This is a genomic window from Bradyrhizobium genomosp. I (2014) (assembly GCF_000261685.1).
Classification (GTDB): domain Bacteria; phylum Pseudomonadota; class Alphaproteobacteria; order Rhizobiales; family Xanthobacteraceae; genus Bradyrhizobium.
In genome coordinates, this window is record NZ_AJQE01000227.1 from 1 (window position 1) to 13,619 (window position 13,619).

The following is a 13,619-nucleotide window of genomic DNA, read 5'->3' on the forward strand; positions in this document are numbered from 1 at the left end:
CAGGAGCAGCGCGATCTCGATGCGCATGTCCACGACAATGATGAGCTCGCCGCGCTGATCGACCGCATCGCCGCGCGCATCGGCGGAAAGCGCGTCGTCGTGCACCTGCCGCAGGACACCCATATCCCTGAAAGGGCGGTGCTGGCCGCGCCGGCGCAGCATCATCTCACGACTGCCATGCAAGCCGCATGGCCGGCGCGCACCGAAAGCGAGCCGCCGCTGCGTCCCTTGCGCCTTTTCGAGAAGCCGGAGCCGATCAAGGTGCCGTTCGCGACCGTGCCGGATGGCCCGCCGCATCAATTCACCTGGCGCCGCGCGCTGCATGCGGTGGTGCGGGTGGAGGGGCCCGAGCGCATCGCCATGGAATGGTGGCGGCAGGACGGCAAGCAGCTGACGCGGGATTATTTCCGCATCGAGGATGCCGAGGGCCTGCGCTTCTGGATCTTTCGCGACGGTCTCTACGAGGGGGAAGTGTTCGACGGCGAAGGCAAGCCCGTTTCTCCCAACTGGTATGTGCACGGTCTCTTCGCATGACCACGCCCGCTTATGCCGAGATCGGCATCACCACCAACTTCTCCTTCCTGCGCGGCGGCTCGGATCCGCGCGCCTATGTGCATCAGGCCAGCATCCTCGGCATCCCCGCGATCGGCATTGCCGACCACAACACGCTCGCCGGCGTGGTGCGGGCCTACAAGGAGCTCGACAACGACAAGGTGCTGCACAAGCCGAAACTGCTCATCGGTGCGCGCATCGTCTTCGTCGACGGCACGCCCGACATCCTGGTCTATCCGCGCGACCGCGCCGCCTATGGCCGACTGTGCCAGCTTCTCACAAGGGGCAAGCGCGGCGACGACATCACGCGGATCGAGAAGGGCGAATGCCATCTCGCTTTCGCTGATCTCCTGGAGTTTTCGGAAGGCCAGCTGCTGGTCCTGTCGTTGCCGCATCGCTTCGAGCCCGGTCAGGTGCTGAATGTTCTTTCAAAGCTCAGGGACAGCCGCGCCGAGGGCGTGTGGCTGGCGGCGAGCCTGATCTATCGCGGCGACGACAGGCGTCGCCTGGCGCGGCTCGATGATCTCGCGGCAAAAGCAAAAGTGTCGCTGCTTGCGACCAACGAGGTGCTCTATCACCATCCCGCGCGTCGTCCTCTCCAGGACGTGCTGACCTGCATCAGGGAAAAGACCACGATCGATGCTGTGGGGCGGAAGCTTGAGGCCAATGCCGATCGGTTCCTGAAGACGCCACGCGAGATGGCGCGTCTGTTCCGCGATTTCCCTGATGCGATCGCGGAGACCATGCGCTTTGCGGACAAGATCGACTTCTCGCTCGACCAGCTCAAATACCAATATCCGGACGAGCCGGTGCCGCCGGGCAAGACCGCGCAGGGGCATCTGGAGGATCTGACCTGGGCGGGCGTCGACAAATATTTCGACGGCAAGATCGACGACAAGCTGCGGGCGACGCTCAACAAGGAGCTCGCGCTGATCGCCGAGCTGAAATACGCGCATTACTTCCTCACCGTGCACGACATCGTGCATTACGCGCGCAGCCAGAACATCCTGTGCCAGGGGCGGGGATCGGCGGCGAATTCGGCCGTCTGCTACGTGCTCGGCATCACCTCGGTCGATCCGACCAAGGTTGATCTGTTGTTCGAGCGCTTCATCTCCAAGGAGCGGCTGGAGCCGCCCGACATCGACGTCGATTTCGAGCATTCGCGCCGCGAGGAGGTGATGCAATATGTCTATCGCCGCTACGGCCGCAACCGCGCCGCGATCATCGCCACCGTCATCCATTATCGTCCGCGCAGCGCCATCCGCGACGTCGGCAAGGCGCTGGGCCTGACCGAGGACGTCACCGCCGCGCTCGCCGATACCGTCTGGGGCAGCTGGGGCAAGGGCCTCAACGACATGCAGGTCAGGCAGGCCGGGCTCGATCCCGACAATCCCATGATCAACCTCGCGGTCGAGCTTGCGACCGAGCTGATCGAATTCCCGCGCCATCTCTCCCAGCATGTCGGCGGCTATGTGTTGACGCAGGACCGGCTCGACACCTATGTGCCGATCGGCAACGCCGCGATGGACGACCGCACCTTCATCGAATGGGACAAGGACGACGTCGACGCGCTTCATATGATGAAGGTCGACGTGCTTGCGCTCGGCATGCTGACCTGCATCCGGAAATGTTTCGATTTGATCGATCAGCACAAGGGCGAGCGCTGGGTGCTGGCGAGCGTCCCGCAGGACGATCCCAAGGTTTACGACATGCTGTGTCGCGGGGAGTCGCTCGGCGTTTTCCAGGTCGAGAGCCGCGCCCAGATGAACATGCTGCCGCGCCTGAAGCCGCGGACCTTCTACGATCTCGTCATCGAGGTCGCGATCGTGCGGCCCGGGCCGATCCAGGGCGACATGGTGCATCCCTATTTACGGCGGCGGAACGGGATCGAGAAGGTGAGCTATCCCTCGCCGTCGCCGGAGCATGGCGACAAGGACGAGCTCTACAAGGTGCTGCACAAGACGCTCGGCGTCCCGCTGTTCCAGGAGCAGGCGATGCGCATTGCGATCGAGGCCGCACATTTTACGTCCGAGGAAGCCAACGGCCTGCGTCGCTCGATGGCGACCTTCCGCAACGTCGGCACCATCGGCCAATACGAGGAGAAGCTGATCGGCAACATGGTGGCGCGTGGCTACGATCCCAATTTCGCCAAAAGCTGCTTTGACCAGATCAAGGGATTTGGCTCCTACGGTTTTCCCGAGAGCCATGCCGCGAGCTTCGCACAACTGGTCTACGTTTCTTCGTGGCTGAAGCACTACCATCCCGACGCCTTCTGCTGCGGTCTGCTGAACTCGCAGCCGATGGGGTTTTATGCGCCGGCGCAGATCGTCGGCGACGCCCGCAAGAACGGCGTCGAGGTTCGCGACATCGACGTGTCCTACAGCTTTGCGCAGAGCACGCTGGAGAACACCGACAAAGGATACTGCGCCGTGCGGCTCGGCTTCCGCCAGATCGACGGTTTCCACTGGCTCGATGAAGATGAGGAACGCCTGAAACGCTCCCAGTTGTCATTCCGGGGCGTGCAAAGCGCGAACCCGGAATCTCGAGATTCCGGGTTCGATGCTGACGCATCGCCCCGGAATGACCTTGAGCAGGACTGGGCCGACCGCATCATTGCCGCCCGCAACCGTCGTTCCTTCACCTCGCTCGAAGACTTCGCCCGCGACACCGGCCTGCCCAAGCGCGCGCTGATCCTGCTGGCGGATGCCGACGCGTTCCGCTCGCTCGGGCTCGACCGCCGCGAAGCGCTGTGGCAGGTGCGGCGGTTGCCCGACGACGTGCCGCTGCCGCTGTTCGAGGCGGCGACCGCGCGCGAGCAGCCGGACGAGCACGCCAAGCCGCTGCCGGTGATGCCGCGCGCCGAGCAGGTGGTCGCGGACTACCAGACCATCCGGCTGTCGCTGAAGGGCCATCCGATGGAATTCTTGCGCGAGATGTTTTCACGCGAGCGCGTCGTCGCCTGCAAGGAGATCAGCCACGAGAACGAGCGGCGCCGCGTCCGCTGCGCCGGCGTGGTCCTGGTGCGCCAGCGGCCGGGCAGCGCCAGCGGCGTCGTGTTCATGACGCTGGAGGACGAAACCGGCATCGCCAATGTCGTGGTGTGGCCCAAGATCATGGAGCAGTATCGCAAGGAGGTCATGGGCGCGCGCCTCATCCTGGTCGAGGGCTACATCCAGAGCAGCCCCGAGAAGGTGACGCATCTCATCGCCCAGCGCATGGTCGACCGCTCGCACGATCTGGTCGGCCTCGCCAACGATGCGCTGAGCCGCAAGCATCCGGTGCCGGGAGGTGCCGTGGTCGAACCGCTCAATGACGACCCCCGCGCGCATGCGGATATGCCGGCGCAGAAAATCCGCCATCCCCGCAACGTCCGCATCCTGCCGCCGTCGCGGGATTTTCATTGAGGGAGCGGCGCGCAGGATGCTGCGCTCGCAATGACGTAGAGAGAGACGGGGCCGCTCACTCCGGTGCCGCGCCCACCGGCGAGCCGCCGCCGGGCGGGCGGTGCAGGAAGGTCAGCGACGCGTAGGCGCCGACCCAGGAGCCGATCGCGGCGAAGGCGACATAGAAGGCGTTTTCGGTGTAGCTGATCACGGCGTAGGAGGAGAGCAGGTACCAGACCGCGCTCCAGTTCGCCGCCGGAATGCGCTTGCGCGCGATCACGGCCGAGGTGAACATGACATAGACGGCGTCGGTGGCCGCCGTCGCGATGAATACGGCACCTGCGATGAGGGGATCGATGGCGGCCATTGCATTCCCTTATGTGCTGATGGATGGTCGTAAAAATACAGCATGACCCGGAAAAGTGTGCAGCGGTTTTCCGAAAGATCATGCTCAACTTCAAGGGGAGAGAAGCGGTCATGCATAGCCCCGCCCACATTCTCAAGGGTATCTGGACCTCCGCCGGCGGCGATCCTGCCGCGCTCGAACGCGTGCGGCTGACCGGCGAGGAGCCGCAGCTTCCGTCCTCGTTTCGTGTCGCTGTCGCCGGGCAAACCACGATCGCCGCCGCAGGCCTCGCCGCGGCCGAGATCTGGCGGCTGCGCAGCGGCGAGGCGCAGGACGTTTCGGTGGACATGTGCCACGCCGCCGCCGAATGCCGCTCGGAGCGCTATCTGCGTCTCGACGACAAGCCGCCGCCTCCGGCGTGGGACGCGATTGCCGGCGTCTACAGAACCGGCGATGGCCGCTTCGTCCGCTGCCACACCAATTTCCCGCATCACCGCGCTGCCGTCTGCAACGTGCTGGCTTGCGAGCCTGAGCGAGAGAACGTGCAGGCGGCGCTGATGCAATGGACGGGCGAGGACTTTGAAACTGCGGCCTATGCAGCGGGCGGCGTCGTCGCCTTGATGCGCTCCCACGACGAATGGTCGGCGCTGCCGCAGGCGCAGGCGCTCGCGCAATTGCCGCTGATCTCGATCGAGAAAATCGGTGAGGCACCGCCAAAGCCGTGGCCCGGAGGCGATCGTCCGCTCTCGGGCCTTCGCGTGCTCGACCTCTCCCGCGTCATCGCGGGTCCCGTCGCCGGGCGTACGCTCGCCGCGCACGGCGCCGACGTGCTGCTGGTGTCGGGGCCGGAGCTGCCAGCCATTCCCTGGCTCACCATCGACACCGGCCGCGGCAAGCTCACCACCTTCATCGACTTGAAGAGCGAGAACGGGCGCGCACAGTTGCGCGAACTGCTGGAGGACGCCGACATCTTCTCGCAAGGCTATCGCCCGCGCGCGCTTGCCGCCCTCGGCTTCGCGCCGGAGGACGCAGCGAAAATCAATCCGGGAATCGTCTATGTCACGCTATCAGCGTATGGCCATGTCGGCCCCTGGGTCGAGCGTCGCGGCTTCGATTCCCTCGTGCAGACCGCCACCGGATTCAATCACGCCGAAGGCCGCGCCGCCGGCATCGATGGTCCGAAGGAATTGCCTGCGCAAATACTCGACCACGCCACCGGCTATCTGATGGCGTTCGGCGCGATGATGGCCCGGGCACGCCAGGCCCGCGAAGGCGGCAGCTGGCACGTGCGCGTGTCGCTGGCGCAGACCGGACGCTGGTTGTGGAGCCTCGGCCGGCTCGACCGCGGGCTGCACACCCCGGATCTTACGGGCGAGGCCGTACATGCTGCGTTCATCGAAGACATGCCATCTGGCTTCGGCCCGTTGAAGGCGGTGCGTCATTCGGCAGTGCTGTCGAAGACGCCGGCACAATGGAGCCGTCCCGCGATGCCACTCGGCACTCATCCCGCAGAATGGCCTGCGCGAAGCTGACATGAAGCTGACACGTCGCAAAATTTTAACGCAAACCGCAAGGGGCCCGGCGTTTTTTAGGTTGTTTGAAATCCCAATTCGGCACTATTAGCGCGACCGATGAGGCGATCATTTGCCGAGATCGTCGCAGACACGACCGGGCCCCATGGTACTTGAAAAGACCAAGCGATCGCAGGTGCTTACAAAACAGCGGGTGGTCACATCCGTAGTTTTACTCGCTCTTGCGGGCGCCGCTGCCTACGGCTTCCTCGCTCTGGGGCCCAAGGAAAAGAAGCACTCCGAGATCTCCAGCCAGTCGCGCAGGAATGCGCAGAACTTCACGCCGACGCCGTCCGAATGGGCGACGCTGACGATCGAGCCGGTCAAGGCCAGGGCCTTCCGCGCCGAATACGTCACCGAAGGCAAGGTCGCCGTCGACGAGGATCGTTCGACGCCGGTGTTCTCGCCCTATGCCGGCCGCGTCACCAAGCTGCTGGCCAAGCCGGGTGAGACGCTGAGGCAGGGTCAACCGCTGTTCACGATCGAGGCCGCCGACACGGTGCAGGCCCAGAACGATTTCATCGCGGCGATGACCTCGCAGAACAAGGCGAAGTCGGCGCTCGAGCTCTCCGACATTCAGTTCAAGCGCGCCAAGGACCTCTACGAGGGCCATGCCATTCCGCTGAAGGACTATCAGCAGGCGGAAGCGACCCAGGTCCAGGCGCGGAACGACATGCGCTCCTCGGGGACTGCGCTGGAAGCCGCACGCAACAAGCTGCGGATCCTCGGCTTCACCGACGAGACCATCAAGGCGTTCCAGGACAGAGGCGCGATCAATCCGGAGATCACGATCGATTCGCCGATCGCGGGCACGGTCGTGCAGCGCAAGATCGGCCCCGGCCAATACGTCAATTCCGGTGCCAGCGATCCGGTCTTCGTGATCGGCGATCTCTCCACCGTCTGGCTCACCGCCTTCGTTCGCGAGAGCGACGCGGCCGCGGTGTGCATCGGGCAGGACGTCACCGTCAACGTGATGGCGCTGCCGGGCCGTCCGCTGACCGCAAGGATCAACTACGTCGCCGCCGCGATCGACCCCAACACCCGCCGTCTGCTGGTCCGCGCGACCATCGACAACAAGGACGGCCTGCTCAAGCCGGAAATGTTCGCCAATGTCACGATCTATTCGGCCGGCGACCGCGCCGCGCCGGCCGTGCCGAAGCAGGCCTTGATCTACGAAGCCGACAAGGTCCGCATCTGGGTCGCGCGCGACGACAAGTCGGTCGAGCTGCGCCAGATCAAGATCGGCCTCATCAACGGCAACCTCGTCGAGGTCACCAGCAATCTGAAACCCGGCGAGCAGATCGTCACCAAAGGCAGCCTGTTCATCGACCGCGCGGCGTCCGGCAGCTGATCGACGACCCCAAGAAATTGAAGACCTGAATGGATCGTCTCGTTGCCCTTGCCGTCAACCGGCGGTTCCTGATGGTCGGCATGTTCGCCGCCGTGCTGATCGGCGGACTGATCGCGTTCAACCAGCTCAACATCGAGGCCTACCCCGATCCGACCCCGCCGATGGTCGACATCGTGACGCAGAGCCCGGGATTGTCGGCCGAGGAGATCGAGCGCTACATCACGATCCCGATCGAGACCCAGGTCGCGGGCCTGAAGAACATCACGACCATCCGCACCATCTCGCTCTACGGTCTGTCCGACGTCAAAATTCAGTTCTCCTTCGCCTACACCTATGACGAGGCGTTGCAGCAGGTGCTGAACCGCCTGGCGCAACTCGCGCCGCTGCCGGGCAACGTGCAGCCGCAGATCTCGCCGCTCAGCCCGATCGGCGAGATCTTCCGCTACCGTCTGGTCGGCCCGCCGAACTACAGCGTGCTCGACCTCAAGACCATTCAGGACTGGATTCTCCAGCGCCGCTTCCGCGCGGTGCCGGGGGTCATCGACGTCACCGGGTGGGGTGGCAAGAGCAAGACCTATGAGATCCAGGTCGACTTCAGCAAGCTCGTTGCCAACGGTCTGACGCTGCCGCAATTGCTCCAGGCGGTCGGCAACTCCAACGTCAATGTCGGCGGCAACACCGTCAATATTGGCCAGCAGTCGGCCGTCGTGCGCGGCGTCGGCCTGATCCGGTCGATCGACGATCTCGCCAACACCATGGTGGCGCAGACGGGCGGCAACCCGGTGCTGGTCAAGGATGTCGCGACCGTCACCGTCGGCCAGAAGCCGCGCCTCGGCATTGCCGGGCTCGACGAGGCCGACGACATCGTGCAGGGCATCGTCCTGATGCGGCGCGGCGAGCAGAGCTCGCCGACCATCAAGCGCGTCCACCAGCTCGTTCAAGCCATCAACAATTCCAGCATCCTGCCGCCCGGCGTGCGCATCGAGCGCATCTACGACCGCGGCGACCTGATCGAGCTCACCACCCACACCGTGCTGCACAACATGGTGATCGGCATATTGCTGATCGTGCTGCTGCAGTGGATCTTCCTCGGCGATCTGCGCAGCGCGCTGATCGTCGGCGCCACCATCCCGTTCGCGTTGTTCTTCGCCGTCATCATCCTGGTGCTGCGCGGGGAATCGGCGAACCTGCTGTCGGTCGGCGCGATCGATTTCGGCCTGATCGTCGATGCCACCGTCATCATGGTGGAGGCGATCTTCCGCCGCCTGACGCAGACGACGCCGATGTCGGAAGCCGAGCATATGTCCAACGAGACGCTGTTCGGCATGAAGAGCCACGCCATCCTCAGCGCGTCCGCCGACGTCTCGCGTTCGATCTTCTTCGCCGCGGCGATCATCATCGCGGCCTTCCTGCCGCTGTTCACGCTGTCCGGGGTCGAGGGCAACATCTTCGGGCCGATGGCCCGCACCTATGCCTATGCGCTCGCCGGTGGGCTCCTTGCGACGTTCACCGTCACGCCCGCACTGTCCGCGATCATCCTGCCCGCGCATGTCGAGGAAACCGAGACGAAGGTGATGCTGATCCTGCACCGGTTGTACTCGCCGTTGCTGCGATGGGCGGTCGCCAATCGCAACATCGTGCTCGGCGGCGCGGTCGGCCTCGTGCTGATGACGGTTGCGCTCGGCCGTCTGCTCGGCCTCGAATTCCTGCCGAAGCTGGAGGAGGGCAATCTCTGGATCCGCGCCACGCTGCCGCCGACCATCTCGCTTCAGGAAGGCAACAGCTACGTCAACGAGATGCGCAAGGTGATCCGCGCCCGGCCCGAGGTCGAATCCGTCGTGTCGCAGCACGGCCGTCCCGACGACGGCACCGACGCCGCCGGTTTCTTCAACGCGGAATTCTTCGCGCCGCTCAAGCCCGTGAGTCAGTGGCCCGGCACTCGCGACAAGGAAGAGCTCACCGCGAAACTGCTCAAGCAGCTCGACGACCGCTTTCCCGGCGTCGAGTTCAACTTCTCGCAATATCTCCAGGACAACGTCTCCGAAGCCGTCTCCGGGGTGAAGGGCGAGAACTCGATCAAGCTGTTCGGGAGCGACCTTCAGGCCCTGACCGACACCGCCAACAAGATCAAATCGGTGCTGGCCACCGTACAGGGCGTCACCGACCTTGCGGTGTTCACCTCGCTCGGGCAGCCGACCGTTCAGATCGACATCGACCGCGCCAAAGCCGCGCGCTACGGCCTTGCGCCGGGCGACATCAATGCCACCATCAAGGTCGCAATCGGCGGCGACACCGCCGGCGACCTCTACGAGCCCGGAAGCGACCGCCACTTCCCGATCATCGTGCGTCTCGCGCCGGAATACCGCCGGAGTGCCGAGGCAATCCAGAATTTGCGGATCGGCGCGCCGGGGCCGAACGGCACCGTCACGCAGATTCCCCTGAGCGAGGTTGCCACCATCAGCCTCGTCTCCGGCGCGGCCTACATCTATCGCGAGCAGCAGGAGCGCTATCTGCCGATCAAGTTCTCGGTGCGCGAGCGCGATCTCGGCAGCGCCATCCGCGAGGCTCAGGACAAGATCGCCGAGCAGGTGCAGCTGCCGCCTGGCTCGCACATGGAGTGGGTCGGCGAGTTCGGCAATCTCCAGGACGCGATCCGGCGGCTGTCGATCGTGGTGCCGATCTCGCTGGCGCTGATCGGCGTGCTGCTCTGGTTCAATTTCGGCTCGATGACCGACACGCTGCTCGCGATGAGCGTGATCCCGATGGCGATCTTCGGTGGCGTGCTCGGCCTGTTGATATCAGGCACGGCATTCAGCGTCTCTGCGGCGATCGGCTTCATCGCGCTGTTCGGCATCGCCGTGATGGACGGCATCATTATCCTGTCGCAGTTCAACCAGCTCATCGAAGAAGGCATGGACCGCATGAGCGCGGTGGTGCGCACCGGCGAGTTGCAGCTCCGGCCCGTGCTGATGACCTGCGTCGTCGCCGGCGTCGGCCTCTTGCCGGCGGCGCTGTCGGAAGGCATCGGCTCGCAGGTGCAGAAGCCGCTCGCGGTCGTCGTCGTCACCGGCATGATGCTGGCGCCGGTCGTGATCCTCGTGCCCCTGCCGGTGCTGATCTCCTTCTTCTCCCGCCGCGCGCGCTGACCGTCAGAACCCGTAGAGCCGCGCCGGATTGTCGACCAGGATCTTCTTGCGCACGGTGGCCTCCGGCGCCCACATCGGAAGCTGGTTGAGCAGCCGGCCATCGTCGATCTGGTGAAACGGTGCGAGATCGGTGGCCTTGCGGCCGGCGACTTGCGTCGAATCCGGGTGCGGCCAGTCGGTACCCCAGGCGATACGATCGGGGTTTGCGGCGATCAGCGCGCGCGCATAGGGCACCATGTCCTGATAGTCGGGCGCGAGATCCGACGAGCGATAGGCGCCGGAGATCTTCACATAGGCCTTGCCTGACTTGACCAGCGCGACGAGGTCGGAAAACCCGGGCTGCTCGAGTCCGAGACCGGCCTCGAGCCCACCGAAATGATCGAACACGGCGGGCACCGGTGAGGTCAGCACGAGATCCTTGATGGCCGAGATCATCGCCAGCGTGGTGTAGAGTTGCACGTGCCAGCCGCGCGCCGTCATGCGCTCGACGGCGGCGGTAAAGCGGGCGCGGCCGACATCGGGATTGTTGACGCCGTCGGTCGCAAGATTGATGCGAATGCCGCGAAAGCCGTCCGCATGCATTGCATCGAGTTGGGCCTCGCTGGTCTTGTCGTCGATCACGGCTACCCCGCGCGCCGTCGCGCCGCGTGCCTTCATGCCAAACAGGCTCGAGGAATTGTCGGTGCCGTAGACGCTCGGCGTGACGATCACCACGCGCTCGATGTGCAGCGCCTCGTGCAGCGCTGCCATTTCTTCCGGACTTGCCGGTCCCGGCGTATAGACGCGCCCTGCGAAGAACGGAAAGTCTTCGACATCGCCATGGATGTGGGTGTGACAGTCGCAGGCACCTGCCGGTACGTCGAAATTGATCGGCGTTGCGGGCTGCGCTGCGCGGGCATGGGCTTTGCTGGTCATGGCTGCTCCGGCGGCAAGGGAGGCGAGCAGGACGCTGCGTCGGCTGCGCATGCCTTCTCTCCCTGTCTTGTCCTTTGGAAATGCTGTCGGGACAGTATCAGATCAGCCGGGTCAGCTGCTGCGCTCGGCTGCATAGCTGCCCAACAAGGTCCGCAAGCGGACGTGAGCCGTCAACGCGTCCGACCGGGCACCGTCAAGACGGCGAGCGGGCGGAGCGCTGGAGACGCTGTGCGTCGGCTGCTACTGCCCCGATGGCGTGCGCAGGCCGTGCCAGGCGTCGCGGACCTGGTGGTAGTGCACCTCGGGCAGGTAGTCCGGCGTGTTCAGGCTCAAGGTCTTGACATCGAGATGGCCGATGGCGCTGAGCAGCGTGTAGGAGGCGATCACGCGGTCGCGCAGCGCGCCGATCAGGCGGGCCTTGGCCTGGATCAAATCGGCTTGTGAGTTCAAGACGTCCACGGTCGTGCGCTGTCCGCCGGCGGCCTCGCGCTGCACGCCCTGCAGCGCGACGGTCGCGGCCTTCACCTCGGACTCCGAGGCCGAGACCGTGACCTTGGCGCCTTCATTGGCAACCCAGGCGCTCACTGCCGCCGTGCGCGCCTGATTGCGCACCTGGTCGAGCACGAGCCGGCTCTGCGCCGTGATCTCCTTGGCCTGCCGGGTCTGCGCCGCGGCCTGGCCGCCGTCGTAGATCGGAGCGGTGACGTTGGCCACGATCGAAGCCTGGTCTTCGGCGAAGGTGCCCAGCGTCGGGTCGTTGTTGCGGCTCTTGCTTGCGCTGCCCTGGATGCTGGCGCTGGGCAGCAGCGTGCCTTCGGCGATGCGGATGTTGGTGGAGGCAACGTCGACGTCGAAGCTTGCGGCCATCACCGCCGGATGCTGGCGGATCGCCATCGTCATGGCGTCTTCGCGGCTCTTCGGCAGATAACGGTCGACGACCTCGGCCGGCTTGAGGTGCGACGGCGCATTGCCGATCACCTGCGCATAGGTCGCCTGGCTGACCGCAAGCGCGACTTCGGCCGCATTGAGATCGGCAAGGCCGCGGTTGAGGCGGGCTTCGGCCTGCGCGGTATCGGTCGGCGTGACATCGCCGGCGTTGAGGCGGCGCTGGGTGACGGAGAGTGTTTCGCGCAGGAAGGCGACGTTGGAGCGCTGTGCCTCCACCAGCGACTGGTTGGCGAGCACGTTGGTGTAGGCGGTCACCGCGTCGAGCAGGACGCCCTGGCCGACATTGCGCAGCGCCTCGCGGCCCGACTGCACCTGGAGTTCGGCGGCCCGCACGCTGTTGGCGGTGCGGAAACCGTTGAACAGGGTCTGCGTCACGGTGACGCCGATGATCCAGGGTTTCAGATTGGCGGTCTGGATGGTGTTGTCGGGCAACAGATTGCGCACCGATTGCAGGCCTGCACTCAGGCTCGCCACGATCTGCGGCCGGTAGCCCGCGAGGGCTTGCGGCACGTTCTCGTCGGTCGCGCGCTGGCGCGCGCGCTCGGCATTGAGCTGCGGATTGGTCTGATAGGCCTTCGCCAGAGCCTCCGGCAGGGCTTCGGCCCAGGCGGCGGAGGGCAGGGCGCAGGAGAGCGCCAGCGTGGCCCATGTCGCAAACGCGGGACCCACGCCCGATCGGTGCCGCGTCACCCCGCGGCCAGCTCTGGCGATACGCCCAGTCATATGTTCCCGCGAATTCTCGGCTGCCCGCCCCCGCCAACGGCGGTCGTCTTAGCTGTTTAGCCAGCCGAGGTCCCGCAGGCAAACTGCCGCGGGGAAAACCCCCATGAAATCCGTGCTTGTTGCAGCTCCGTCACAGCGTTCTGCGGGAACACGGCAGAGCCTTACAGCAGCCTGACCTGTTTGCGCCTTACCGGTTCTTGTTCACCGGCTTGCGCTTCTCGATGAACGCCGCCATGCCCTCGGAGCGGTCCTCCAGCGCGAAGGTCGAGTGGAACAGGTTGCGCTCGACGCTCATGCCCTCGGCGAGCGTGGTCTCGAAGGCGCGGTTCACCGCTTCCTTGGCCATCGCGGCTGCAGGGCGCGACATCGCGGCGATCTTCTCGGCTGCCGCCATCACTTCGTCCATCAGCTTGTCGGCGGGTACGATGCGGCTGACGAGGCCCGAGCGCTCGGCCTCCGCCGCATCCATCATCCGGCCGGTGAGGCAGAGGTCCATTGCCTTGGACTTGCCGATCGCGCGCGTCAGGCGCTGGGTACCGCCGATGCCGGGGATGGTGCCGAGCGTGATCTCGGGCTGGCCGAACTTGGCGGTGTCGGCGGCGATGATGATGTCGCACATCATGGCGAGCTCGCAGCCGCCGCCCAGCGCATAGCCGGCAACCGCCGCGATCGTCGGCTTTCGGC

At 65.3% G+C, this 13,619-nt stretch carries 8 protein-coding genes and 1 pseudogene; 5 read left to right on the forward strand and 4 right to left on the reverse strand.

Annotated elements, in window-relative coordinates; genetic code table 11:
* Together IC50_RS21655 and IC50_RS21660 are read left to right on the forward strand one after the other, a co-directional pair.
* Window positions 1-534: pseudogene (locus IC50_RS21655) on the forward strand (DNA polymerase Y family protein); the annotation flags it as partial.
* Window positions 531-3,956 carry an error-prone DNA polymerase gene (locus IC50_RS21660; RefSeq protein WP_035709443.1) on the forward strand — a complete coding sequence of 1,142 codons (3,426 nt, stop codon included), beginning with the start codon at window positions 531-533 and terminating at the stop codon, window positions 3,954-3,956. The pseudogene IC50_RS21655 and the gene IC50_RS21660, both read left to right, overlap by 4 nt.
* A gap of 55 nt (window positions 3,957-4,011) precedes the next feature.
* Here IC50_RS21660 and IC50_RS21665 read toward each other — a convergent pair whose 3' ends face one another.
* A complete protein-coding gene (locus tag IC50_RS21665; RefSeq protein WP_035709445.1) occupies window positions 4,012-4,302 on the reverse strand; it encodes a hypothetical protein in 291 nt (96 codons plus the stop codon).
* Window positions 4,303-4,412: 110 nt separating this feature from the next.
* Between IC50_RS21665 and IC50_RS21670 the strand changes: the two genes are divergently transcribed.
* From IC50_RS21670 to IC50_RS21680, 3 genes are all read left to right on the forward strand, one after another.
* Window positions 4,413-5,813, forward strand: a complete 1,401-nt coding sequence (locus IC50_RS21670) for a CoA transferase (protein WP_035709457.1) — start codon at window positions 4,413-4,415, stop codon at window positions 5,811-5,813.
* 145 nt (window positions 5,814-5,958) lie between these two features.
* Window positions 5,959-7,203, forward strand: coding sequence for an efflux RND transporter periplasmic adaptor subunit (locus tag IC50_RS21675; protein ID WP_035709447.1), 1,245 nt, complete (start codon window positions 5,959-5,961; stop codon window positions 7,201-7,203).
* A 29-nt stretch (window positions 7,204-7,232) separates the two neighbouring features.
* Entirely contained in the window at window positions 7,233-10,349 is a 3,117-nt protein-coding gene (locus IC50_RS21680) for an efflux RND transporter permease subunit (RefSeq protein WP_035709449.1), read from the forward strand.
* 3 nt (window positions 10,350-10,352) lie between these two features.
* Here the strand turns inward: IC50_RS21680 and IC50_RS21685 are convergent, their stop codons facing one another.
* The 3 genes from IC50_RS21685 to IC50_RS21695 all read right to left on the reverse strand — a co-directional run.
* Complete coding sequence (locus IC50_RS21685) at window positions 10,353-11,315, reverse strand: amidohydrolase family protein (protein WP_035709450.1); 963 nt, start codon at window positions 11,313-11,315, stop codon at window positions 10,353-10,355.
* Window positions 11,316-11,504: 189 nt separating this feature from the next.
* Complete coding sequence (locus tag IC50_RS21690; RefSeq protein WP_085973893.1) at window positions 11,505-12,935, reverse strand: TolC family outer membrane protein; 1,431 nt, start codon at window positions 12,933-12,935, stop codon at window positions 11,505-11,507.
* Window positions 12,936-13,122: 187 nt separating this feature from the next.
* Window positions 13,123-13,619: enoyl-CoA hydratase-related protein (locus IC50_RS21695; RefSeq protein ID WP_035709455.1), on the reverse strand; the 497-nt coding region annotated here is incomplete at its 5' end.

Coding starts and splice junctions, on each gene's coding strand:
- IC50_RS21660 (WP_035709443.1), top strand. CDS start 531: ATGACCACGCCCGCTTATGCCGAGATCGGCATCACCACCAACTTCTCC.
- IC50_RS21665 (WP_035709445.1), bottom strand. CDS start 4,302: ATGGCCGCCATCGATCCCCTCATCGCAGGTGCCGTATTCATCGCGACG.
- IC50_RS21670 (WP_035709457.1), top strand. CDS start 4,413: ATGCATAGCCCCGCCCACATTCTCAAGGGTATCTGGACCTCCGCCGGC.
- IC50_RS21675 (WP_035709447.1), top strand. CDS start 5,959: ATGGTACTTGAAAAGACCAAGCGATCGCAGGTGCTTACAAAACAGCGG.
- IC50_RS21680 (WP_035709449.1), top strand. CDS start 7,233: ATGGATCGTCTCGTTGCCCTTGCCGTCAACCGGCGGTTCCTGATGGTC.
- IC50_RS21685 (WP_035709450.1), bottom strand. CDS start 11,315: ATGCGCAGCCGACGCAGCGTCCTGCTCGCCTCCCTTGCCGCCGGAGCA.
- IC50_RS21690 (WP_085973893.1), bottom strand. CDS start 12,935: ATGACTGGGCGTATCGCCAGAGCTGGCCGCGGGGTGACGCGGCACCGA.